This window comes from Pseudomonas sp. FP2196 (genome assembly GCF_030687715.1).
GTDB lineage: Bacteria > Pseudomonadota > Gammaproteobacteria > Pseudomonadales > Pseudomonadaceae > Aquipseudomonas.
Genome location: NZ_CP117445.1, coordinates 4,393,216 through 4,415,221 on the forward strand (window position 1 = coordinate 4,393,216; position 22,006 = coordinate 4,415,221).

General features: G+C 58.4%; 24 protein-coding genes. 6 read left to right on the forward strand and 18 right to left on the reverse strand.

Translation table 11 applies throughout. The features are described from left to right. Positions 1-18: 18 nt before the first annotated feature. The 6 genes from PSH79_RS19580 to PSH79_RS19605 all read right to left on the reverse strand — a co-directional run bounded on the left by PSH79_RS19580 (position 19) and on the right by PSH79_RS19605 (position 5,418). A complete protein-coding gene (locus PSH79_RS19580) occupies positions 19-1,458 on the reverse strand; it encodes a PLP-dependent aminotransferase family protein (RefSeq protein WP_064391472.1) in 1,440 nt (479 codons plus the stop codon). A 201-nt stretch (positions 1,459-1,659) separates the two neighbouring features. Beyond that, positions 1,660-2,472 (reverse strand): OmpA family protein, encoded by an 813-nt coding sequence (locus PSH79_RS19585; RefSeq protein WP_305439095.1) that lies wholly within the window; start codon positions 2,470-2,472, stop codon positions 1,660-1,662. Next, positions 2,469-2,825, reverse strand: coding sequence for a DUF4398 domain-containing protein (locus PSH79_RS19590; protein WP_305439096.1), 357 nt, complete (start codon positions 2,823-2,825; stop codon positions 2,469-2,471). The genes PSH79_RS19585 and PSH79_RS19590 overlap by 4 nt, the downstream gene beginning before the upstream one ends. Before the next feature lie 9 nt (positions 2,826-2,834). Then, positions 2,835-3,656, reverse strand: coding sequence for an ABC transporter substrate-binding protein (locus tag PSH79_RS19595; RefSeq protein ID WP_305439098.1), 822 nt, complete (start codon positions 3,654-3,656; stop codon positions 2,835-2,837). Positions 3,657-3,736: 80 nt separating this feature from the next. Next, a complete protein-coding gene (locus PSH79_RS19600) occupies positions 3,737-4,666 on the reverse strand; it encodes an electron transfer flavoprotein subunit alpha/FixB family protein (protein ID WP_305439099.1) in 930 nt (309 codons plus the stop codon). 2 nt (positions 4,667-4,668) lie between these two features. Further along, positions 4,669-5,418, reverse strand: a complete 750-nt coding sequence (locus PSH79_RS19605) for an electron transfer flavoprotein subunit beta/FixA family protein (RefSeq protein ID WP_007908338.1) — start codon at positions 5,416-5,418, stop codon at positions 4,669-4,671. A gap of 551 nt (positions 5,419-5,969) precedes the next feature. Here PSH79_RS19605 and PSH79_RS19610 point away from each other — a divergent pair. After that, positions 5,970-7,634, forward strand: a complete 1,665-nt coding sequence (locus PSH79_RS19610) for an electron transfer flavoprotein-ubiquinone oxidoreductase (RefSeq protein ID WP_305439100.1) — start codon at positions 5,970-5,972, stop codon at positions 7,632-7,634. Positions 7,635-7,817: 183 nt separating this feature from the next. On the opposite strand, the gene PSH79_RS19615 is transcribed toward PSH79_RS19610, so the two are convergent. Beyond that, a complete protein-coding gene (locus PSH79_RS19615) occupies positions 7,818-8,708 on the reverse strand; it encodes an AraC family transcriptional regulator (protein ID WP_305439101.1) in 891 nt (296 codons plus the stop codon). A gap of 189 nt (positions 8,709-8,897) precedes the next feature. On the opposite strand from PSH79_RS19615, the gene PSH79_RS19620 reads away from it, so the two are divergent. Then, positions 8,898-9,950: an NAD(P)-dependent alcohol dehydrogenase gene (locus PSH79_RS19620; protein ID WP_305439102.1), complete on the forward strand. Its 1,053-nt coding sequence runs from the start codon at positions 8,898-8,900 to the stop codon at positions 9,948-9,950. A 4-nt stretch (positions 9,951-9,954) separates the two neighbouring features. Here the strand turns inward: PSH79_RS19620 and PSH79_RS19625 are convergent, their stop codons facing one another. The 11 genes from PSH79_RS19625 to PSH79_RS19675 form a co-directional block, all read right to left on the reverse strand. Continuing rightward, complete coding sequence (locus tag PSH79_RS19625) at positions 9,955-10,758, reverse strand: IclR family transcriptional regulator (RefSeq protein WP_305439103.1); 804 nt, start codon at positions 10,756-10,758, stop codon at positions 9,955-9,957. 60 nt (positions 10,759-10,818) lie between these two features. Beyond that, the gene (locus PSH79_RS19630; protein WP_305439105.1) at positions 10,819-12,129 is read right to left on the reverse strand and encodes an MFS transporter; all 1,311 of its coding nucleotides are present in this window, start codon (positions 12,127-12,129) and stop codon (positions 10,819-10,821) included. A 182-nt stretch (positions 12,130-12,311) separates the two neighbouring features. Beyond that, complete coding sequence (gene dgoD, locus PSH79_RS19635; RefSeq protein WP_008085519.1) at positions 12,312-13,460, reverse strand: galactonate dehydratase; 1,149 nt, start codon at positions 13,458-13,460, stop codon at positions 12,312-12,314. A 46-nt stretch (positions 13,461-13,506) separates the two neighbouring features. Next, on the reverse strand, positions 13,507-14,127 hold the full coding sequence (locus PSH79_RS19640; protein WP_305439106.1) for a 2-dehydro-3-deoxy-6-phosphogalactonate aldolase: 621 nt from the start codon (positions 14,125-14,127) through the stop codon (positions 13,507-13,509). Between the two features lie 19 nt (positions 14,128-14,146). After that, positions 14,147-15,136 carry a 2-dehydro-3-deoxygalactonokinase gene (locus tag PSH79_RS19645; protein WP_305439107.1) on the reverse strand — a complete coding sequence of 330 codons (990 nt, stop codon included), beginning with the start codon at positions 15,134-15,136 and terminating at the stop codon, positions 14,147-14,149. Positions 15,137-15,225: 89 nt separating this feature from the next. Beyond that, a complete protein-coding gene (locus PSH79_RS19650; protein ID WP_305439108.1) occupies positions 15,226-16,152 on the reverse strand; it encodes a hypothetical protein in 927 nt (308 codons plus the stop codon). Beyond that, the gene (locus tag PSH79_RS19655) at positions 16,152-16,679 is read right to left on the reverse strand and encodes a hypothetical protein (protein WP_305439109.1); all 528 of its coding nucleotides are present in this window, start codon (positions 16,677-16,679) and stop codon (positions 16,152-16,154) included. The genes PSH79_RS19650 and PSH79_RS19655 overlap by 1 nt, the downstream gene beginning before the upstream one ends. Beyond that, a complete protein-coding gene (locus PSH79_RS19660) occupies positions 16,676-17,410 on the reverse strand; it encodes an alpha/beta hydrolase (protein ID WP_305439111.1) in 735 nt (244 codons plus the stop codon). The genes PSH79_RS19655 and PSH79_RS19660 overlap by 4 nt, the downstream gene beginning before the upstream one ends. Before the next feature lie 5 nt (positions 17,411-17,415). After that, positions 17,416-17,910 (reverse strand): PAAR domain-containing protein, encoded by a 495-nt coding sequence (locus PSH79_RS19665; RefSeq protein ID WP_305439112.1) that lies wholly within the window; start codon positions 17,908-17,910, stop codon positions 17,416-17,418. Next, positions 17,907-18,569 (reverse strand): hypothetical protein, encoded by a 663-nt coding sequence (locus PSH79_RS19670; protein WP_305439114.1) that lies wholly within the window; start codon positions 18,567-18,569, stop codon positions 17,907-17,909. The genes PSH79_RS19665 and PSH79_RS19670 overlap by 4 nt, the downstream gene beginning before the upstream one ends. A 160-nt stretch (positions 18,570-18,729) precedes the next feature. Continuing rightward, positions 18,730-19,209 carry a GNAT family N-acetyltransferase gene (locus tag PSH79_RS19675; RefSeq protein WP_305444017.1) on the reverse strand — a complete coding sequence of 160 codons (480 nt, stop codon included), beginning with the start codon at positions 19,207-19,209 and terminating at the stop codon, positions 18,730-18,732. A 110-nt stretch (positions 19,210-19,319) separates the two neighbouring features. Here PSH79_RS19675 and PSH79_RS19680 point away from each other — a divergent pair, with 110 nt between their 5' ends. The 4 genes from PSH79_RS19680 (at position 19,320) to PSH79_RS19695 (ending at position 22,001) form a co-directional block, all read left to right on the forward strand. Beyond that, positions 19,320-19,973, forward strand: coding sequence for an HD domain-containing protein (locus tag PSH79_RS19680; RefSeq protein WP_305439116.1), 654 nt, complete (start codon positions 19,320-19,322; stop codon positions 19,971-19,973). Between the two features lie 111 nt (positions 19,974-20,084). Continuing rightward, a complete protein-coding gene (locus PSH79_RS19685; protein WP_305439117.1) occupies positions 20,085-21,281 on the forward strand; it encodes an MFS transporter in 1,197 nt (398 codons plus the stop codon). An 82-nt stretch (positions 21,282-21,363) separates the two neighbouring features. Further along, entirely contained in the window at positions 21,364-21,702 is a 339-nt protein-coding gene (locus tag PSH79_RS19690; protein ID WP_305439118.1) for a hypothetical protein, read from the forward strand. A 44-nt stretch (positions 21,703-21,746) separates the two neighbouring features. Further along, positions 21,747-22,001, forward strand: a complete 255-nt coding sequence (locus PSH79_RS19695; RefSeq protein ID WP_123453211.1) for a hypothetical protein — start codon at positions 21,747-21,749, stop codon at positions 21,999-22,001. Positions 22,002-22,006 lie beyond the last annotated feature (5 nt).

Consider the following 22,006-nt stretch of genomic DNA (forward strand, 5'->3'; position numbering starts at 1 on the left):
GCATGACCGGCCACCCGTTCAGAATCCGCCAGCCGTTTCCTGACACAGTTGGGTTGCCAGCAGACCAAGCGTCATCAACGCCCTCTCCGCCTCGCGGTTCCACGGAATGCCGCAGTTCAGGCGGATACAGTGGTTGAACTGCTCGGTATTACTGAAGATCAGGCCCGGTGCGATGCTGATGCCCTGCTGCAATGCGCGGACATGCAATTCCTGAGTATTTACCCGTCCCGGCAGACTCACCCACAGGATGAAACCGCCCGTGGGCCGGGACATCTGCGTGCCTTCGGGGAAGTACTGCTGCACGGCCAACTGGAATGCGCTGAGATTTTTCCGGTATTCCTGGCGGATGTACCGTAAATGCCGGTCATAACCGCCGTTTTCCAGATAGGCGGCAATCGCCATCTGCGTCACGCTGCACGCCGAATGCGTGCTGAAGGTCTGCAAGCGCTGAATTTCCTGCTGGTATTTGCCGGCGATCATCCAGCCGATGCGTACACCGGGCGACAGGGTTTTGGAGAAGCTTGAGCAGTAGATGACTCGGTCAAGCCGGTCGTAAGCCTTGAGCGCTTTGGTGCGGCCCTGTTCGAACATCAATTCGCCGTATATGTCGTCTTCGACGATCTGAATATCGAAATCCGAGGCCAGACGCAGCAGTTGTTTTTGCCGCTCTTCAGGCATCGTGCCGCCCAGCGGATTGCTCAGGCGCGTGGTCAGCACCAGCGCCTTGATCGACCATTGGTTGGCGGCCAGTTGCAACGCTTCCAGGCTCATGCCGGTCGCGGGATCGCTGGGAATCTCGATGACTTTCAGGCCCAGCAGGTCGGCCAGTTGCAGCAAACCGTAATAGGTTGGCGACTCGGCGGCGATCAGATCGCCCGGTCGGGTCAGCACCCGCAACGACATCTGCAAGGCATCGACACAACCGTGGGTGATCACCACTTCCGAGGGATCCACCACCACGCCGGCGTCGCGCATGCGGATCGCCACTTGGCGGCGAAGCGGTTCGAAGCCGGGGCTGAACATGTAGCTGAAGGCCCGTGGACTGTGGAAGCGAGTGACTTTGGCCAGTTGCTGATGCAGCGCGCGCACTGGCAGGTAGTCAACGCTCGGTACGGCGGCGCCCAACGGGAACACACCTTCGCGGCGCGACTCGACCAGAACTTGTTGGATGATGCTGCTGCGCGTGACCAGACCAGGCCGTTCGACCCGGGCTATATCCGGCGTAGGCGCCGTCAGCGCCGGGGTTTGGTGCACGTAGTAACCGGACTGTGGCCGCGCGCGAATCAGGCCCTGATCTTCGAGGTTGGCGTAAGCCTGCAACACCGTTGCATGGCTGACGTTGAGCTGCGAACTCATCTTGCGCACCGATGGCACGCGTTCTCCCGGTTGGTAGACACCACGGCGGATGTCTTCGGCCAGTTGCTGAGCAATACGTTGGTAGAGCAAGAGATTGGTCATGACGCAGCACTCGATTTCACGGACATTTTATTCTTGTGTGAAACAATACCGGAACAGTTTAGAAGTGTACTGGGACAGTTGTCACTCTAGTCGACCGTACAGTGCAGTGTCTGCCACAACTGTATTGATTTGCGAGCTATTCGACAGACGTAAAAAAGCCCGGCGCTGCATGACAGCCCGGGCTTTCCAGAGACGCAACCCTTAACGGGCGGCGCCGAGCTGGCCTTTTTCATCGGAGAAGACAATTTCCACCCGACGGTTCTGTGCGCGTCCACGCTCGGAAGCGTTGGCATCCACCGGGTATTCGTCGCCGTAACCTTCGACCTGAATGCGTTTGTCGTCAATGCCCAGATCCATAAGCACATCGGCTACCGACTGCGCGCGGTCGCGGGACAGCTTGAGGTTTTCCTGTTTGCCGCCAGTGCTGTCGGCGTAACCCTCGATACGCACCACGCGTTTCGGATTCAATTGCAGGAACTGCACGATCTTCAGAACCACGCGGTTGGCCGAGTTCTTCAGCTCCGCTTCACCCGTGTCGAACAACACGTCGCCAAGGGTCATCACCAGACCACGATCAGTCTGCGTGGTGGCCAGTGCGACGATCTGCTCTTCAAGCCATTTGCCTTGTTGCTGAACGCTCAACAGCTTCGATTCACGCAGGGCCAGTTGCAGGCGCTGACGCTCCAGTTCGAGTTTGGCCGCGCGCTCTTCATTGAGCACCTTATTGGTGTGTTCGCGAGCGATTTCGCTGTAGCGCTGACTCAGGTAGGCGTAATGCACAACGTCCGAACCGCTGCCCCAATAAGTGGACAGGCGATCGGCACGGGCCAGGGATTCGCCGGCGCGTATCACGTCCTTCGGCGCGATACGCAGCACGTTGGAATCTTCCTTGACCTTCTGGAAGTCGGCGCTGGCCTCTTGCAGAGCGGATTCGCTGTGTTGACCGGCGCAGCCATACAGGCTGGCGCAACCGGCGAGGATCACACCACCGAGAACTTTGGACTTGAGGCTCATTGGGCATCTCCCAGTTGCTTGCGCAGACGGGTGATGCGGGTGTTGAGCACGTTCAGCTGTGCTTCGCTCTTTTGCGTCAGCACTTTGGCTTCTGCCAGACGCGCGTCGAGTTCGGCCTGTTCGGCGCGCATGCGCGCGTTCCGGTAGGACTCATCGGCCATGTTGCCCTTGGCCCGGTTGTACTTGGTTTCGGCCAGTTTCATTTCCGGCACATCATCGGCGGTGGCGCCGACGGCCTTGGCCTGGGCGATGGTTTGTTCGGTCAGGCGCATTTGTTCATTGGGTGCCGGATCGGTCGCGCAACCGGCCATGGCCAGAACGGCCACCGCCGCGAAAAGAGGTCGAATACTCACTAAGAATCCCTACTGTTTTGGGGCACTGACAGGTTGTTGCGGCTGTTGCTGCTGCGCCTTCCAGCGCTCGATATTGCGTTGCAGCGCGGTTTCCGTCAGTCCGGACGCGGGCAATTCTGTCATCTTTTTGGCCAACTGTCCGCGCAACCACGGATCGTTGCACGCCGAGTTATGAGAAACCGCCAGATACAGCCCCGGTCGATCAATGGGTTGCTCGAAGGCCAGCAAGTCATTGGCCATGCCCAACGCCTGCGCGGCGGCCATGCCCGAGTAACGTCCGGCGAGTACATATTCCACTTCACCCAGGAGCAATTTCTGAAAGGCCTGGGTGAGGTTTGCTGTCCGGACAAGGGTCAATTGCTGCTCGGCGAAGGTGCCAAATGCCTGGGTCATTCGAGATTTTTCCGACAAGCCGCCGGAATGGCCGTGCAGGTCTTTGGCTTCGGTGTAGGCCAGAGTCGAGCCTTTACGTGTCCACACCAGGTAATCGTTTTCCAGCAGCGGCGGATGGATGTAGTCGAAGTTTTCCAACTCGTTGAGGGTCAGTGGCGCATCGGCCAGCATATCCATACGGCCACTGCGTACTTCGTCGAGGGCCTGGGATCGTTTACCCGCGTAGAGCAACTCGACCTTGATACCCAAGTCTTTGGCCACTTGTTGCAACAGATCGGCACTTGCCCCGATCAATTGTTTGGGATTCTGCGGATCCTGCCACAGGTACGGCGGCGCGTCCGGGCTGCCGGTGACGACGAGGCGCTCGCACTTGCCAGCGGCCGTTGCCAACCCAGGCAATAGGGCCAATCCCAATAACAATCCGCAGCGCAGATCCATGGCAAAACGCTCCCACTCAAATCCGAGACAAAAAAAAGCCCGACCAAAAGGTCGGGCTCTTTATAAGTGAAGCCGCTGGATTAGACCAGCTTCTCCAGCTCAGGTACGGCTTCGAACAGATCCGCCACCAGACCGTAATCGGCCACCTGGAAGATCGGGGCTTCTTCGTCCTTGTTGATCGCGACGATCACTTTGGAGTCTTTCATCCCGGCCAAGTGCTGGATCGCGCCAGAGATACCGACGGCGATGTACAGCTGTGGCGCAACGATCTTGCCGGTCTGACCGACCTGCATGTCGTTCGGTACGAAACCTGCGTCAACCGCGGCGCGCGAAGCACCGACGGCAGCGCCCAGCTTGTCGGCCAGGGCGTACAGGTGTTTGAAGTTGTCGCCGTTCTGCATGCCGCGGCCGCCGGAAACGACGATCTTGGCAGCGGTCAGTTCTGGACGATCGGACTTGGCCAGTTCTTCGCCAACGAAGCTCGAAGTGCCCGCATCGTGTGCAGCGCCGACTGCTTCAACAGCAGCCGAACCACCTTCAGCAGCAACCGGGTCGAAACCGGTGGCACGCACGGTGATCACTTTGATCGCGGCGGTCGACTGAACGGTAGCGATGGCGTTACCGGCGTAGATCGGACGCTTGAACGTGTCGGCGCTTTCAACCGAAATGATCTCGGAGATCTGGTCAACGTCCAGCTGCGCAGCAACGCGCGGCAGGATGTTTTTGCCGTTGGAGGTGGCAGCAGCCAGGATGTGGCTGTAACCAGCGCCGAGCTCCGCAACCAGCGGAGCAACGTTTTCCGGCAACTGATGCGCGTAAGCGGCGTTGTCAGCGTTGAGGACTTTGCTCACGCCAGCGATTTTCGCAGCGGCTTCAGCCACAGCACCAGCGCCCTGGCCTGCAACCAGAACGTGGATGCCGCCGCCGATTTTGGCAGCGGCAGCAACAGTGTTCAGCGTGGCCGGAGCCAGCACTTTGTTGTCGTGTTCGGCGATTACCAAGATAGTCATGATTAGATTACCTTCGCTTCGTTTTTCAGTTTCTCGACCAGTTCAGCCACCGACTTGACCTTGATACCCGCGCTGCGTGCAGCTGGCGCTTCGACTTTCAGAGTCTTGTTGGTGGAGGCGGTGGAAACGCCCAAAGCATCCGGAGTCAGCACTTCGAGAGGCTTCTTCTTGGCTTTCATGATGTTTGGCAGGGACGCGTAGCGCGGCTCGTTCAAACGCAGGTCGGTGGTGACGATCGCTGGCAGTTTCAGCGAAACGGTCTGCGCGCCGCCGTCGATTTCGCGGGTCACGGCAACGCTGTCGCCGGAGACTTCGACTTTCGAGGCGAAAGTGCCCTGACCGTAGCCGCTCAGTGCAGCGAGCATCTGGCCGGTCTGGTTGTTGTCGCTGTCGATCGCCTGCTTGCCGAGGATCACCAGCTGCGGCTGTTCCTTGTCGACAACCGCTTTCAACAGTTTGGCAACGGCCAGGGACGTCAGATCTTCAGCGGATTCGACGAGGATGGCGCGGTCGGCACCCAGAGCCAGTGCGGTACGCAGCTGTTCCTGAGCGGTGGTCGGGCCGATGGAGACGACGACGATTTCAGTCGCAACGCCTTTCTCTTTCAGGCGTACGGCTTCTTCCACTGCGATTTCGCAGAACGGGTTCATCGACATCTTGACGTTGGCGAGGTCTACGCCGGAATTGTCCGCCTTGACGCGAACCTTGACGTTGTAATCCACAACGCGTTTGACAGCTACAAGAACCTTCATGGATTCCTCGTTACTCTCCGGTGAAAAGAAAGTCGCCTAGGCGAACCTGGCGGATGATGCTCATCGGGCTACAAGGGCACCTCTAAAAACGCCGGCTTGTGTATGGGGTGATTCCACGCTGTGAAGTGAGATGACCGTTCGTCAGTGGTGACCGACAAGTCATTGATCTTCACGATGTGTAAACTGCGCGCCAGACCTGCGCTGCGCATCACCTTGTACTGCCTACGCCCTGTCTTTAGAGGTGCTCTTGAAACCGCCAGTCTGCCTACGGCGAGCGCAAAACCGCCCGTATCTTGACCGGAACGCCTATTCCGGTCAATACGGCAAAATGGTCACTCATAAGCCGCGCTTCTTTGATTTCTCTGGGCTGGAGCCAATTCAAACAAACGTTTGTATTGGACGCTCAGAGTGGTGTAGATATAATGCGCCCCCTAGAGAGAAAGGTGGGTTCTCCATTACTGCCCTTGACGTTAACGTAAAGGCAATACGGATGCGACACCAAACCTCCAAATTAGAAAAAAAACTGTTGAGCCTTGAGTAGGAGATAGCCTGTGGAACGCGAATACATGGAATTCGACGTGGTCATCGTCGGTGCCGGCCCCGCTGGCCTTTCCGCCGCCTGCCGTCTGAAGCAGAAGGCCGCCGAAGCCGGTAAGGAAATCAGCGTCTGCGTGGTCGAAAAAGGCTCCGAAGTCGGCGCTCACATCCTTTCTGGTGCCGTGTTCGAACCACGCGCTCTGAACGAACTGTTCCCGGACTGGAAAGAACTCGGCGCCCCGCTGAACACACCAGTCACCCGCGACGACATTTTCGTGCTGAAAAACGCCGACAGTGCGCAGAAAATTCCTGACTTCTTTGTGCCCAAGACCATGCACAACGAAGGCAACTACATTATTTCCCTCGGCAACCTTTGCCGCTGGCTGGCCCAACAGGCTGAAAACCTGGGTGTGGAAATCTACCCGGGCTTCGCCGCTCAAGAAGCGCTGATCGACGAAAGCGGCATCGTGCGCGGGATCATCACCGGTGATCTGGGCGTCGACCGCGAAGGCAATCCGAAAGAAGGCCTGTACACCCCGGGCATGGAACTGCGTGGCAAATACACGCTGTTCGCTGAAGGCTGCCGTGGCCACATCGGCAAGCAACTGATCAAGCGCTTCAACCTCGACAGCGATGCCGACGCCCAGCACTACGGCATCGGCCTGAAAGAAATCTGGGAAATCGATCCGGCCAAACACCAGCCAGGCCTGGTAGTGCACACCGCCGGTTGGCCGCTGGACATCATGGGCACCGAGAACACCGGTGGCTCGTTCCTCTATCACCTGGAAAACAACCAGGTGGTGGTCGGTCTGATCGTCGATCTGTCCTACAGCAACACTTACCTGTCGCCGTTCGACGAGTTCCAGCGCCTCAAGCATCACCCGGTACTGGCTCAGTACCTGGAAGGCGGCAAGCGCGTCAGCTACGGCGCCCGCGCGATCTGCAAAGGTGGCTTGAACTCGCTACCGAAAATGGTCTTCAAGGGCGGCGCGCTGATCGGTTGCGACCTCGGCACCCTGAACTTCGCCAAGATCAAAGGCAGCCACACTGCGATGAAGTCCGGCATGCTCGCCGCTGAATCGGTGGCTGACGCGCTGTTTGCCGAGAAGGATGGCACTGAAGAGCTGACCACTTACGTCGACGCCTTCAAGAAGAGCTGGCTGTACGACGAACTGTTTGCGAGCCGCAATTTCGGCCCGGCCGTCCACAAGTTCGGCGCTATCGTCGGCGGCGGTTTCAACTGGCTGGATCAGAACATCTTCGGCGGCAAACTGCCGTTCACCCTGCACGACACCAAGCCGGACTACGCCTGCCTCAAGCTCGCGGCCGACTGCAAGAAGATCGACTACCCGAAACCCGACGGCAAACTCAGCTTCGACAAACTCAGCTCGGTGTTCATCTCCGGTACCAACCACGAAGAAGAACAGCCTTGCCACCTGAAGCTGACCGACCCGAGCATCCCGATCAGCAAAAACCTGCCACTGTACGACGAACCGGCGCAACGCTACTGCCCGGCCGGCGTATACGAAGTCATCACCAAAGAAGACGGCGAGAAGCGCTTCCAGATCAACGCCCAGAACTGCGTTCACTGCAAGACCTGTGACATCAAGGACCCTTCGCAGAACATCACCTGGGTCACGCCGGAAGGCGCCGGCGGCCCGACTTACCCGAATATGTAAGTCGGACTGTTGAACATCAAGGCTCCCGAAATGGGGGCCTTTTTGTTGCCCAGAATTTTTGTCTCAGCAAAAACAATTGTAGGAGTGAGCCTGCTCACGATAGCGATAAACCAGTCGAAATCATGTCATCTGGTACGCCGCTATCGCGAGCAGGCTCACTCCTACAGAGGGTTGTGTAATACCTCAAGCGACGCGTTCGTCGCCGGGGCTGCGCTCGAAGTAGCGTTTATATTCACGACTGAACTGCGACGTACTCTGATACCCCACCCGATGCGCCACCTGCGCCACACCCAGGCCCTCCGCCACCAGCAGCGTTTGCGCCTTGAGCAGGCGCAGGCGCTTCAGATACTGCACGGGCGACAACAAGGTGCTGCGTTTGAAGTGTTCATGAAACGTCGAAACGCTCATGTTCGCGCAGCCGGCCAGGGTCTCGACGTTCAACGGCTCGGTGTAATGCGCATGCAGATGGCTGATCGACGCCGCGACCCTGGCAAACTGCCCTTGCTGCTCGACCAGCGCCCGCAACACATCAGCCTGCGGACCGCGCAACGCGACGAAGAGCAATTCGCGAATCCGCGCCGGCCCGAGAATCTGGCATTCCAGCGGATCGTGCAGGCAACTCAGCAGCCGCTCGACGCAACCACGCATGTCATCGTCAAGCACCACCGAGGTCATCGACTCCGGTGTCTGCGCAGGAATATGCCGCCCCGGCGCCAGCCCCATCGCTAATACCAATTCACCCAGCAACACTCGGTCAATCGCTACCGAAATCCCCAGCAACGGCGCATCCGGCAAGGCAAAGGTTTCGCACTCAAAGGGCACCGGCAGCGCCTGAATCAGATAGTGCCCGGCACCATATTCCATAGTGCGCGGCCCCAGAAACGCCAGTTTGCTGCCCTGAGCGATGATCATCAGGCTCGGCTCATAAATGTGCGGGCCACGGGCAACGTCGCAACTGGCGCGCAACACCTGCACACCCGGCAGCCCGGTCTGGGAATAACCGTCGCGCAACGCCAGCGGTTCGATCAACGAAACCAGCGTGGCGTTGGCATCAAGGTGACGGGTCAATTGCATCGACATGTTCTTCACAAAAATCACGGAAAAAGGGATGAAAGCATCATCGCAGATCCTTTTGCCAATGCGACCGATCAAAGCCGCATGCCGGAGGATTAGGCATGAGACCCGGAGGAATCGTCATGGCCGGACAGGCAGACGGCGCCCAAAATGCGCCGCCTCACTTGTTACTGCTTTGCGAGGTTTCACATGTATACCGCCATCGGCTATGCCGCCCAATCGGCCACCACGCCCCTCGCCCCGATGAAATTCGAACGCCGCAGCCCTCGGGCCGACGACGTGGCGATCGAGATCCTGTATTGCGGCGTCTGCCACTCCGACATTCACCAGGCGCGCAACGAATGGGGCATTGCTGTTTACCCGTTGATGCCCGGCCACGAGATCGTCGGAAAAGTCACCGCCATCGGTGCGAATGTCACTAAACACAAAGTAGGCGATCTGGTCGGTGTTGGCTGCATGGTCGACTCCTGCCGTTCCTGCGAAGCCTGCCAAGCGAACCTTGAGCAATACTGCCTCGAAGGTCCGACCATGACCTACGCGACCCCGGACCGGGTCGACGGTAGCAACACCATGGGCGGCTACTCCGACAGCATCGTCGTCAGTGAGCACTTTGTTGTACGCATTCCGGAGCGTCTGGCGTTGGCCAGCGCCGCACCGATTCTCTGCGCCGGCATCACCACTTATTCGCCGCTCAAGCACTACGGCGTGAAGGCTGGCGACAAGGTCGGCATTCTGGGCATGGGCGGCCTCGGCCATATGGGCATCAAGTTTGCCAAGGCGATGGGCGCCGAAGTGACGCTGTTCACCCGTTCGGCAAGCAAGGCTGAAGAAGGCCGTCGTCAGGGCGCCGATCATGTGATCGTGTCCACCGATGCCGAGCAGATGAAAGCTGCGGCGGGTTATTTCGACTTCTTGCTCGACACCATTCCGGTGCAGCACGACCTGAACCCATACCTCGACACCCTGCGTTTCGACGGCGTGCACATTCTGGTCGGTCTGATCGAGCCGGTTGATCCACCGGTACACGCCGGCAAACTGGTGATGAGTCGCCGCGTGCTGGCCGGCTCGCTGATCGGTGGCGTCGCAGAAACCCAGGAAGTGCTGGATTTCTGCGCCGAGCACAACATCACCTGCGACATCGAAATGCTCGATATCCGCGAGATCAATGAGGCCTACGCCCGCATGATCGCCGGTGACGTGAAATACCGCTTCGTGATCGATATGGCAACCCTGAAAGTCTGATCCTTCAGACCTTCAATCCCAGCTCCGCCGATAGCCGGGCTGTGACCCCTTTGATCAGGGGAATCAGCTCGGCCATCTTCTCCAGCGGCATGTACGGCACAGTGCTGGCGATACTGATCGCCGCCACAATGCGCTTGCTCGCATCACGGATCGGTGCCGCCACACAACGGATCGACGGTTCGTTGTCCTCCAGATCGAACGCGTAGCCACCGACCACATACTCGGTCATCCGTTGTTCAAGCTGTTCCCACGACTGCTGTGGGTGCTGCGGCCAGAACTGACTTTTCCCACCCGCCGGAAGACTGATGTCGTACAGACGCTGCCAATCCTTCGGCGTGTCATCGAGCATCAACGCCTTGCCGATCCCGGTGCGTGCCAGAGGCATGCGATGGCCAACCCGCGACCGCATCTCCGGGCCGTTGCGTCCCGGATTCTTCAGCAGATAAAGCACTTCGTCGCCTTCACGAATCCCCAGGTGAACCGTGTCACCGGTCAGCGCCGACAACTCGTCCAGATACGGCCCAGCCAACGTCACCAGCGGTAACTCTTCGCGTGCCTGGAAACCCAGCTCGATCAGCTTCGGCCCCAGCAGATAACCGATTTGCGGCACCACCCGCAGGTAGCGCTCGTCCACCAGACAACTGGCCAGCCGATGGGTGGTGCTGCGTGTGGTGCCGATCAGCCGGGCGATCTCCTTGAGATCGCGCGCGCCACTGGCCACGGCCTGCACCACACCCAGTCCGCGCAGTAGCGTCTGAGTGCCGGTGGGCGCGGCGTCCTTGGTTTTTTCCGGGGCGTCTTCCTGCATATCCAGCCTTTACCGTTGAGCGAGGGAACGGGCGGCATTATGGTCGCCCGACGCTGAGCACTACAACTCGATACGTTCGACCTTGCCCACCAGCAGCACGTAGGACAAAGCGCCGATCAGTGCGAGAACCGCGATGTAAGTGATCGCCGGGGCAAAGGAATCACCGCTGGCGAGGAAACCGATCACGATCGGCGTGGCAATCGCCGACAGGTTACCGATGAAATTGAATACCCCACCGGTCAAGCCGAGCAGACGCGCCGGTGCCAGTGTCGACACCAGCGACCAGGTGATCGACGCCAACCCATTACCGAAAAACGCCAGCGCCAGAAAGGCAATCACCAGCGGCGTCGACTCAACGAAGTTGGCGCCAATGATCGAGGTGGAAATCAGCAGCCCGCCAATGATCGGCAACTTGCGCGCGAAACCGACGGTGTAACCACGACGGATCAAAAAGTCGGAAAAGAACCCCGAACACAACACGCCGACGAACGCTGCGAGAAACGGCAGCGACGCCAACAGGCCGGATTTGATGAAGTCCATGCCGCGATATTTCACCAGGTAAGTCGGGAACCACGTCAGAAAAAACCACAGCGTCGAGTTGAGGCAGAACTGGCCGAGGTAGATGCCCCACAACTTGCGTTTAGTGAGGACGATGCCGAGATCGGTCCAGCTGAATTTGGCTTTGGCCTTGGCGCTCTCTGCCTGAATATCCACCAACCCGCCGCCCTCGCGGATCAGATCGATTTCTGCATCGTTGACGCCTTTGAAATCACGCGGCTCGCGATACACCGCGTACCAGATCGCCGCCCAGATAATGCCCACCGCGCCCGTGGCGACGAACACCATATGCCAGCCGAATTCGTGTTGAAGCCAGGCTAGCACCGGGGTGAGGAACGCCAATCCGACGAACTGTCCGGACGTGTAGAAACCAATCGCCGTGGCGCGTTCACGCTCGGGAAACCAGGTCGTGACTACGCGGCTATTGATTGGATAGGCCGGTGCTTCCAGCGCACCGACCGCCATGCGCAACACGAACAGCGCAATGAAACTGGCGGCAAAACCGAGCATTACCGTCGCCAGCGACCATAGCAACAGTGCAACGCTATACAGAATGCGCGGCGGCACCCGATCCACCAGCCAGCCGCCGGGGATCTGCATGGCGGCGTAGGTCCAGCCGAACGCCGAGAAAATCAGGCCGACATGAATTGGATCGATGCCCAGCTCACTGGTCAGCGCCGGGGCGGCAATCGACAGGTTACTGCGGTCGAGGTAGTTGATAACCACGGTGATAAACAGCAACACCATGATGAAAAACCGCTTGCGGCTAGGCGTGACTAAAGACGCCTGCCCGGTGAGGGTTTGCGGTTGCATGAGAGATGCCTCTTCTTATGTTTATTTGAGGTCATGACGCAAATCTCCCATCCATGTGGAGATCAAAAACTGTGGGAGCGAGCCTGCTCGCGAAGACGTCGGATCAGTCACATCGATGTCGGATGTGACATAGCATTCGCGAGCAGGCTCGCTCCCACAGGGGGCACAGGTGATTCAGCGACTCACCACTCGGCAAAGCTGCCATCGGCATGACGCCAGATCGGGTTGCGCCAGCGGTGGCCGACGGCCGCACGCTCGATCACGTATTCCTCGTTGATCTCGATGCCCAGTCCTGGCCCGTTCGGAATCTTCACGAAGCCCTTGTCGTAATCGAACACCCGCGGGTCCTTCACGTAGTCGAGCAAGTCGTTGCTCTCGTTGTAATGGATGCCCAGGCTTTGCTCCTGAATAAACGCGTTGTAACAAACCGCGTCGAGTTGCAAACACGCTGCCAGTGCAATCGGCCCCAGCGGGCAATGCAGCGCCAGCGCCACGTCGTAGGCTTCGGCCATGTTGGCGATCTTGCGGGTTTCGGTGATGCCGCCGGCATGGGACGCATCCGGCTGGATGATGTCGACGTAGCCTTCGCTCAACACCCGTTTAAAGTCCCAGCGCGAGAACAGCCGCTCACCGAGAGCAATCGGTGTGCTGGTCAACGGCGCCAGTTCTTTCAGTGCTTCGTAGTTTTCGCTGAGCACCGGCTCTTCGATAAACATCAGTTTGTACGGGTCGAGTTCCTTCATCAGCACCTTGGCCATCGGCTTGTGTACCCGGCCATGGAAGTCGACGCCGATACCGACGTTCGGCCCGACCGCATCACGCACGGCGGCCACGTTGGCCAAGGCGAGGTCGACTTTTTCGAAGGTATCGAGGAACTGCAGTTCTTCGGTACCGTTCATTTTCACCGCGGTGAAGCCACGGCTCACCGCCTCTTTCGCCGCGCGTGCGGTGTCGGCCGGACGGTCGCCGCCGATCCACGAATACACGCGGATCTTGTCGCGCACCTGACCGCCCAGCAGATCACTGACCGAGACACCGAGCGCCTTGCCTTTGATGTCCCACAGCGCCTGGTCGATACCGGCCAGTGCGCTCATGTGAATCGCGCCGCCGCGATAGAAGCCGCCGCGGTACAACACCGTCCAGATATCCTCGATGTTGCGTGGGTCTTTGCCGATCAGATAGTCGGACAATTCTTCAACGGCAGCGGCAACGGTGTGCGCGCGACCTTCGACCACAGGCTCACCCCAACCGGTGACGCCCTCATCGGTTTCGACCTTGAGGAAGCACCAGCGCGGCGGGACGATGAAGGTGGTGAGTTTGGTGATTTTCATCTTTTTGTCTCTCTTATAGATGCAGCGCACGCAGCGCCAAAAGTTCTTAGCGAAGGGCTTTCCAGGCAGCGACGTAGGCCTTGGCATTGACCGCAACCTGCTCCGGCGTCATCCCCGGTTTGAACAGGCCGGAACCGAGTCCGAAGCCTTTCACACCCGCGTCAATAAACGCCTGCATGTTGTCCGGCGTGATCCCGCCGACCGGCGCCAGCACCGTTCCGGACGGCAACACCGCGAGCCAGGCTTTGACGACTGCCGGGCCCATCTGCTCGGCCGGGAACAGCTTGAGAATGTCCGCGCCCTCCTCCAGCGCCGCGAACGCTTCAGTCGGTGTGGCCACACCCGGCGACAGGAACAAACCCGCCGCTTTTGCTGCACGCAAGACCTTCGCATCGCTGTGCGGCATGACGATCACCTGGCCGCCAGCCTCTTTCACTTGTTCGACCTGCTCCGGTGTCAACACCGTGCCGGCGCCGATCAGGCAATCGGCGGGCAACGTCGTGCGCAGGATGCAGATACTTTCGTACGGCGAAGGGGAATTGAGCGGTACTTCGATGACGCGAAATCCGGCGGCATACAGGACTTCTCCGACAGCGGCAGCTTCCTGCGGATGCAGGCCGCGCAGAATCGCGATCAGACCGTTTTGCGCCAATGCTTGCTTGAGCATGTCAGGCCTCCAGTCAGGGTTAACGGGATGAGGAATCGATCAATCCGGCGGCCAGCGCCAGTTGCCACAAGCCACGCTCGGTGGCCTGCTCGGCCAGCGTCACCTTGGCGAAACCGCAGGCATCGAGGGCACGGCTGTAGCGCGCGCAGAGTTGCGCGTTGCCGATAAGGACGATCGAAGGAAGATGCACGCTGTTGCGTCGATGCCGCTGAACCGTGGCGAGTGCCGCCAGTTCATGGCCAATCATCAGGCCGGACAGGTAATCCGCTTGCGCCGTCGGGCTGAGTTCACCGGTCAGGCCCAGCGTTCGCGCACTGAATAAAGTCGAGAGTACGCCGAGTTCACCGTCCGCCGACAACGCAACCTGTACGCCCCGGTCAAACGCCTGACCATCGAACGTCGCGCCTTGCTGTTGGGTACGGCCGAGGATGCTGTGATCACTGAGCACGGCGAACACTTCGCCGGTCATGAAGGTGTCGAAATGGGTGATGCGGCCATCGACCACTTCCACCCATTTCGAATGGCTGCCCGGCAGGCCGATCAACAAGTCGCTGCCCGCCTCGGCCGGAAGATTCTGCAGAACACCGAGGACTTGAGTTTCTTCGCCACGCATCACATTCGGCAGTCGCGAACGCTGAATCACGCCCGGCACGATATGCACCCGCGTGCCGCGAAGACTGACAACTGTTTGTAGGGAATTTCCGAGATTAGCGACGTTCGCCGGCGTCTCGCAGTAGGCCGCTTCGCGCCAGCCCTGTGCACTGCCGACCATACCGCAAGCGATCACCGGCAGATCCGGCTGCGCATCGAGCCAGTCGCCACACGCCTCGTCAAAGGCCAGTTCAAAACCGTCGGCGCATTCGCGACCGTTGATGACTCGCGGGGTCTTCGGCAACTGCATGATCCCGGACGACAGCGCGCGCTGCTCCAGCACCACGCCGCCCGCCGCGAGTTTGTAAGCACGTAATGAGGTCGTCCCCCAATCGAGCGCGATTAATTGCGCCAGCATCGCTTCACCTGTTTTGTTTTTGGCAGTGAGTGCGACGGACTATAGACCTCCCAAACAGTAAATCTCAATATGTAATTTTACATCCCATATTATGGGATAAGATCGATTCGTTGTGTCCAACGCTGAACGACGTCCAGATTCTTGTTAATCAGGATCCTCACCGTTTCGTGCTCACTGGAACCCACCTCAAGTGTGTGGCCTTCGTGGTCAGTTATTCCGGGCTCCTGGCGTCCGTCACCGCGGATGATGGTGTATGCCGCAAAGGGTGCCGGTAATTCCTCTGAACCTGAAACAATCTTCAACTTTGTGTTGTTCGGCGCAAACGAGGCCAGCATGCCGGCATAGGGCACATCGCTACAGAGTCCGAGACTGTCGATCTGGTCATATCCCAGAGCCAGGTCATAGCGCCAGCGCACGATGCACACTGGGGCAAGCGGCAGCAACGACCTGGGTTGGTCGGACTTTTCGAGCCAAATGCGCGCTGGCGCCACTCGAGGATTCTCTATTGCAGCAATGAACCGCGACGCTGGCATGTACATGACTTTCGAGTAATACGCCACGAACGGGAATGCGGTGATCACCACCTTGCACGGAATGTATGCCTGCGGTTTGAGGATCTGCACCAACTCAACCGGCCGGATGTGGTTATGGCCGTCGTTGACGGCATGATTCTCGACGCGGATATTCGCGAACATCTCAAAGCGACGATCGCCTTCTATCAAGCGCATGCCACTGACGATTCCCGAGGCTTCCAGGACGATTTCATGTTCGATGGAAAAGTCTGGATCACCGTTCAAAGAGCAATGGATCCAGGTACCAATCTGGCCTTGCCGGCCGTGGTCCCGGTACAAGTCAATGAGGTTTCGGTCAGACGTGAAGCGCAGGTCGTAAAAATTGGAAACTTCGTGATCGATCGAAACGAACTCAAGCCTGGCCGGTGGAACGTTCAGGTGGAGGCAGGACGAACACGTTAAAAAACCAGCGATCAGTAGTAGCCGGAACCCTCTCAGCTTCATCAATCGCGCTTCCCCTGAATCGCACGCACGATGTCAGCTGCTGGAATGAGCATTGAATTCGAATAATACCCACCGAATGAATAAGCAGAAGTGAACACCTTACAAGAGATGACATTACGCCGACTTAACACCAGCAATAATTCACTGGCAGGCATAAAAATATTTGATACACCCTCATCCTCCTTTTTAAACGAGGACAACCTGGCCACATAAACATGCCCCGCTTTAGTTCCAGATCTATCAAGCTCAACAAAATCCCCCACCAAATACCGATCTAACTTATCAAAATCTTTAAACTCGACATCCTTATCCAGAGAGCAGAATAAAGACTCGCCCAACTGACTTTCTCCGGTCGCATTCTGAAAAAAATTCAACAGATCAGTTTTCGAACCAAACTTAACACTTAAAGATGAGTGATCATCTCCACCACTGACAGAAATCAAACCAACATCGATGACCGGAAGAACCGGTTGCTTAGTGCAAGAACAGCACAGCAGCAGCGTCAGAAAAACAAACAACGACTTCATTTCGAAGATTCCAAATATTGACTCAAACGTTCATACACAATATCGCATGCCGATTTACCACCCTGTAGCGTAGCGCCAAACATGACACCCGCCTGACGATGGTTGGCGTTTACCGCTTCGTTGATAGCTGGCCCAGATGTCATAACCCAACGTTCGCCCATGCTGGCAACGTTATCAGATGAATCCGTCACCGTAGGAGAAGCCAATACATTGACCCAGTAATCTGCCGAGGGCTTAGGTGTCGTAAAGTATATATCTGACACCATCCAGACACCTGTACCACCGCCAACAGGATCAAGTGTTACTAATACCTTTACGGTGTAACCGCGTTCTTTCAAAATCGAAGTCAGATGTGCACCATTCCAACCACCCAAACTATGACCTACAACGACGATGTAGACCGATTTATCACCTTTCAAAGGACGCTCGACGTACTTTTTAATATCTTTTTCACCGCGAACGTCTTTATAACTTATGTACGGCAGATTAACCTCAATTTTCTGCTCGTTAGTAAGACGCTTCTCTAACTGCTTCCATGCATTCATCACGTTATGATGCGGCGGTTCATTTTGATAGTATTCTTCCTTATCCCCAGCACCGCCAATAAAAAACACTGCAACTTTTTTAACTTTAACCGCAGCCTGCTTGACGGTCTGATCAGTCTTGCAGGTCAACTCATGACCAGCCACTTCAGTTTTACAATCGTTGAGTGCGGGATTTTCGACTTCCATTTCGATCACTCTACAAACAATTTAATAGTTTCTGCCAAATGCGAACTGACCATATGGGTAAAGCCCTGTTCATCGGTGATGCCATGCTCAACACGCCCATCGCCTCGCTGAATCGTATAAGGGTGGTCGGGAATAGGTTCCCCCGTGGCTTCGTTTATCACTTGCATCCGATCATTAAAATGCACCGGCATCGGCAACAACCCACTAAACGCCGCCCCTCCGCCGCTCTGGCCAATAATCACCGTCCCGGAGCCGCCGACCACGACATTGCCGTGCCCGCCGGTGCTATCAAGGGTGGCGGCATTCAGGCCGTTGATGAACACAGTGCCGGAGACGGCGCCGGTGATCGGACTGCCACACGCAGATTTATCAGTCATGCGCGCAGCGGCGAGGCCGTCGAAGAAGACGTTCGGCGAGCCGGAGACGATCGGGTTAGTGCCATGGCCCGGCAGTGGGCAGGCGGTCGGGTCGGTGACGCGGGCGGCGGGTTTACCACTCAATTCAAAGCTCCTTGCTTCAGAAGTTCCGGGTGCGGTTGATGGATATCGATGTCGGTCGCAGCGAAGCGCCAGCGGTTGTCGACGGGGTCGAACAGGGCGTGGCAATGCTCACGGCTGTCTGGGGATGCAGCGGTTGGCAGATGTCGCCAGGCTTCATCGACGTACCACGCCAGCTCGGCAGGCGTGGCGTCATCGAGTTCGTTGAGCCAGGCGTTGTAGTTGCTCAGGTGATTCAATTCGTACGTCGATTGCAGCAACTCGGCCATTTGCGCACCGAGGTCCAGATGATGTTCGGCAGTCCACTGGCCAATCTCGGAGTAGACGTACCACCCCATCGGCATCAACGCGCCGTCCTTGAGCAACGAATGATCGGCCGGGGCGACGAAGCCGCAGCAAATGTGCAGCGTCAGCCAGCCTTGTTGGGCGTCGATAAACACTGTGGGATCAAAGCTGCGCAGAGGGATCACGCGATAAGCATCGAGCCCATCGCTGCGCGCCACCAACTCGGCGTCGAGTCGCGACACAAACGCACGGATGGCTTTGCCGCCCGTGCGACTGACGACGCAGAGGATGTCTACCGGTTGACGCTGGGGGTTGTCGCTGGAGCCCGAGTTTCTCACCAGGCCATACAAACGCATTGACGCCCGTAATCCGCTCATCGCCGGTCACTCATTGACGCAGCGAAGGCTCCACGGGCGTGGAGAAATTTTGCCAGAGGCATTGCAGGTGTCGTCCGTGAGCGCGCAAAAATGGCGCGTAGAATGCCGGACTAGAGCGCTGGCGACAATCGAATTAGCACTAGATCGCCATCATTGTGGTTCAGCCCTCGGCGAACTCGCGCAACACCTTGCCATCCATGCGATACCTCACCCATTCTTCCTGCGGTTGCGCGCCAAGGGACTTGTAGAAGTCGATGGCCGGCGTGTTCCACTCCAGCACGCTCCACTCGAAACGGCCGCAGTCGTTGTCGCAGGCGATTTTTGCCAGATGGCGCAGCAGGGTTTTGCCGGCGCCGCCGCCACGTTGCTCGGGAGTGATGTAGAGGTCTTCGAGGTACAGACAATTGCTGCCCAGCCAGGTCGAATAGCTGAAGAAGAACACCGCGAAACCGATCGGTACGCCGTCGCGCAGGCAGATCAGGCCGTGGGCGGTGGCACCTTCACCGAACAGGCTGCGCTCGATGTCGGTGACGCTGGCGATGACTTCGTGGCGGGCCTTTTCGAAATCTGCCAGTTCGGTGATGAACGCGAGGATTTGCGGTGCATCGCTGGGAGTCGCCGGGCGAATCTCGATCGACATGGACGGGCCTTGTTGGAAAATGGAAAGCGCCATACTAAGGCGCCATTACTGTTGTGGCGAGAGAGCATGCTCCCTCGCCGCACAAACCGACCTCAACCGAAAGAGTGTTTATGTCTGCCAGCGCTTTTATTCCTCTGATGCCCCTTGCTGAAGAACTGCTTCCTCACGCCCTCGAACCCTCAGACGACGGTGCCCACGACCTCGCGCACCTGCAACGGGTGTGGCACAACGCGCGTACGTTGCAGGCCGAGGAAGGCGGAGATCTTGAAGTATTGCTCGCGGCCGTGCTGCTGCACGATTGCGTTGCCGTCGAAAAGAACTCGCCGCTGCGCTCGCAAGCCTCGCGCCTGGCAGCGGAAAAAGCTTCGGACGTGTTGACCGAACTGAAGTGGCCCGAAGCCAAAATCAAGACTGTCGCCCACGCCATCGAAGCCCACAGCTTTTCCGCCAACATCACGCCCGTCACCCTCGAAGCGAAAATCGTCCAGGACGCCGACCGTCTCGATTCCCTTGGCATGCTTGGCGTCGCCCGCACCTTCTACGTTGCCGGGCGCATGGGATCTGCTTTGTACGACCCACAGGATCCAGAGGCAAAACATCGCGATTACAACGACACACGGTTCTGCCTCGATCACTTCCAGACCAAACTGCTGCACCTCGCCGACGGGTTCCAGACCGCCGCCGGCCGCCGTCTGGCGCAGATACGTCATCAACGCCTGAAGAGTTTCATGGAGCAGTTCAAGGAAGAGATTGGTATCGCCTGAACGCATTACTCCGGCCCGCAACGATCCTGACTTCACCAAGCTCAGACCTAAGCCTGGCGTCGGGCGTGTTAGATAGATGACGCTCAATGCTCCGGTCAAGGAACCGCGTCAATGTCTCAAGCCACACCCAAGGTGTCGGGCAAGCTGTTCGGCCTGTTCTGCCTCGCCAGTTACTTGCTGTCGCTGTCTTACGGCTCGACGTTTCTGTTGTCGCTGTTGATCGGCTCGCGCGGCGGCAATGAACACGATGCCGGCAGCGTCATTGCTGCGGCGATGTTCAGCACGTTTGCGGCAGTGCTGGTGTCCGGGCACGTGTCGGATCTGCTCGGCGCGGCGCGTTCGATTGCGTTGTTCGGTCTGCTGCTGGTGGCGGCCAGCCTGGGCTTTGCGATGACGCCGGGGTTCGGTCATCTGTTGCTGTTTTTCGGTTTGTTGCTGGGGTTGGGCTGGGGGGTGTTTTACACCTTGGGGCCGATCATCGTCGCCAGTCTGGTGACCCCGGCGCAGCGGGCGAAATATTTTGCCTTGCTGTCGGGGAGCATGATGACCGGAATCGGCAGCGGGCCGTTGCTCGGAAGGGCAGCCAATGCGCTGGGCTTGCCGGTGACGTCGGCGTTCTATCTGGCGGCATTGGCGAGCCTGATCGGCGTGTTGTTGTTCTGGCGGCTCGGTGCTCGCCTGCAAAGCCCCCAAACCATTTCCTCCGCCAGAATCACTTGGCGAGCGACCACTCAAGTGCTCGGTTCCCGCGCGCTGTTCCCGATCATCATGGTCGGTCTCGGCGGTTGCGTGTTCGGTGGCCTGTCGAGCTTCCAGACGACTTATGCCGCTGCCCGCTCGCTGGATTATTCGCTGTTCTTTCTCGGTTTCATGAGCGCGGCGATCAGCAGCCGGATGCTGATCGCAGGCTTCGTGGTCAAGCGTGATCCACTGCGTGCGTCGTGTCTGCTGTCGGGGCTGATGCTCGGCTCGATTGTGCTGTTTGCGTTCGGCGTACACAGCGGTTTCGCTTATCTGCTGGCGGCGGTGATGCTGGGTGTCGGGTACGGACTTACTTATTCGGTGATCAACGGACTGGCCGCCAACGAAGCACCGAATGGCACGACTTCGCAGGCGCTGCTGCTGTTCAGTCTTTCCTATTTCATCGGCGTTTTCGGCTTTCCATTATTGGCCGGGAAAATCATCGTTGAACACGGCATGGCAACGCTGCTGCTCACGGTGTTGGCGGTCGCGCTGCTGAACTGGGCGATCACCCTCGGCCGACTGCTCTGGCGCCGGATCCATGTCAAAACCGCGCAAGCGGTGTAGACCGTTCGTCGGTCATCAGGCACCAATCCAAAACCAGGGCAGACCAACAAAAGGTAAGGATTCCAATCTCTGGAGAAGCCCTATGATTCCGTCAAGGTTGACCGCTCTTGTCTTCACCGTCCTGCTCTGCCCCGCAGCCTTCGCTGCAACCGCGGCAGGTACCGGCCCTACCGATCCGACCCCTCCGCGAGCCCCCGCCATCAACAGTGCCCCCGGCATGAACACCGATGGCTCTGGCGTGCCATTGATCAACCAGCCGCCCGCCACTGGCACCGATCCACGCACTCAAGGCAGTGATCCCGGTCGCCAGGGCGGCATGAACACCACGGATTCCCCTGCAACGCCAGACAACGCCGGCCCCGGCGTCGGCTCGAAAACCACCACCGGTGGCTCGGGTTCCGAAGGGTCCGGTCAGCAGTAGTTCGCCGACGCGAGCGTCCTATTCACATCCATGAAGAGGTAACCATGAACGTCGATAAAAACCTGGAAAAAGAAGTCCTCACCCGCCTGCTGCACGCTCACCCGAGTGGACTGGGCAAGGAAGTGCTGGATAATTACCGGGGCGAGAAAGTCGTGGCCAGCGCCCTCGCCGCTTTGCAGGAACGCGGACTGATTCACCATGGTCATGTGACCTGTAACGAGGCTGGAGAACATTCGTTGCACCTGCCGATCAAGCTCAGCGCCGCGGGCGTTGAAGCGGCGCGCAAACTCGATAGCTGACACCG